Origin of the sequence: Bifidobacterium sp. UTBIF-78 (genome assembly GCF_006408945.1) — a bacterium.
Lineage (GTDB): Bacteria > Actinomycetota > Actinomycetes > Actinomycetales > Bifidobacteriaceae > Bifidobacterium > Bifidobacterium myosotis.
The window spans coordinates 1-1,434 of record NZ_JFAO01000083.1 but is presented as its reverse complement, the minus strand read 5'-3'; the positions used below and the strand labels follow the sequence as shown (position 1 = coordinate 1,434).

Genomic DNA, 1,434 nt, shown 5'->3' with positions numbered 1-1,434 from the left:
GGCTCTTCGCATTTTGGTGTGTAGGTGTGGGTTGTCATAGGTGAGTTTGGATGGTGTGTCTGAAGCCTCCGGTGTGCAGCAGGCTGCGGGTGATGTAGTTGTCGAGGTTGCGGAAGCCGAGGGCGATGCCCCTGAGGGTCTCGAGCCTGCCGTTGATGGCCTCGGTGGGTCCGTTGGCGCCGTGCTCCCGGTCGAAGAACGCGAGGACGTCGCCCATGCGGCGTTTCAGGGTGCGGCCGAGCGTGGCGAGTTCGGGGCATCCGGGCGCGGCCCCCTTGGCGTTGAGCGCTTCGATGAGCTCGGCCATCATGCCGCGTCCCCGTTTGCGGTCTTCCTGCGCGTAGCAGCGGATGATCTTCTGGTAGGTGCCGTGCGCGAGCCGCAATGCATGGTTGGCGGGGTCGTCGAGCAGGCGGGCGGCGCGCTCCCTTTGTTTGCCGGTCCTCAAAGCCTCGGTCTTCAGGAGCACGCGCCTGCCTTTGTACAACGGGTCGTCCTTGGTGCCGCGCCGTCCCGTCCGCTCGCGCTGGAGCCGGCAGCGCACGGCGGTGAGCTTGTCGCCGGCGAGTCTGACGATGTGGAACGGGTCCAGCACCTCCACGGCGTGGGGGATCTCGCGGCGGACGGCCTTCTTGTATCCGGCGAACGCGTCCATCGCGACGGTCCTCACATGGTCGCGGAACGCCTGGGATCGTTCGGCGAGCCACCCGGCGAACGCCTTCTCGCTCCTGCCCTCGACCATGTCCAGGAGCCTGGCCGGCCGGCCGTGCCTCCTGGGGGTCAGGTCGACGATGACGGTCACGTACCTGTTGCCATGCCGGGTGTGCCGCCATACATGCTCGTCCACGCCGACCGTCTCGACCCCGTCCAGCCGCTTCGGGTCATTGACCAGCGTCTCCATGCCTTTCTCCAATACGGCCGCGTTGACCGCCCCCCACGAGCAATGCAGGTCGCGCGCGCACGCCAGGATGCTCTTCGACTTCAACACGACCTCGGCCGCGGCCCACCACACCGCCGCCTCCGTCAGCCGCCTGCCCTCCGGGGCGACGCGGGTCAGATCATCCGTCCACGAGCGCGCGCACGGCATGCACTCGTATCGCCGCACCCGCACCATCAGATGCACGGCGTGCTGGCCGACCGGCGTGTGCGCCAACCGGCGGAGCCACGAGGAGCGGATCCGTCCGGCGTCACCGCACCGCGCGCAGTGGCGTGCCGTGTCGTCCCCGGGCTCGCAGCCGATCAGCCACACACCGGCACGCGAGCCCGCCTTCTCGTGCCGCTGCCAGACGGGATTCAACCCCAGCCTGTCGAGGCCGAGCAGGACACGACCATCAAACGCGCTAGACTCGATGGCAAGCCGCGCGGTTTTCTTCATTTTTTCTTTCACACAACGAATGAAACCGCACGGCCCTTACACACCAAAATCGGAAGAGC

The 1,434-nt window shown here is 67.2% G+C and carries 1 protein-coding gene; it reads right to left on the bottom strand.

Annotated elements, in window-relative coordinates; all coding sequences use genetic code 11:
• Positions 1 to 34: 34 nt before the first annotated feature.
• On the bottom strand, positions 35 to 1,375 hold the full coding sequence (locus tag BG22_RS10750) for an ISL3 family transposase (RefSeq protein WP_258186349.1): 1,341 nt from the start codon (positions 1,373 to 1,375) through the stop codon (positions 35 to 37).
• Positions 1,376 to 1,434: the final 59 nt, after the last annotated feature.

Excerpts from the sequence above, each read along its gene's own strand:
- BG22_RS10750 (WP_258186349.1), bottom strand. The coding sequence starts at position 1,375 with ATGAAGAAAACCGCGCGGCTTGCCATCGAGTCTAGCGCGTTTGATGGT.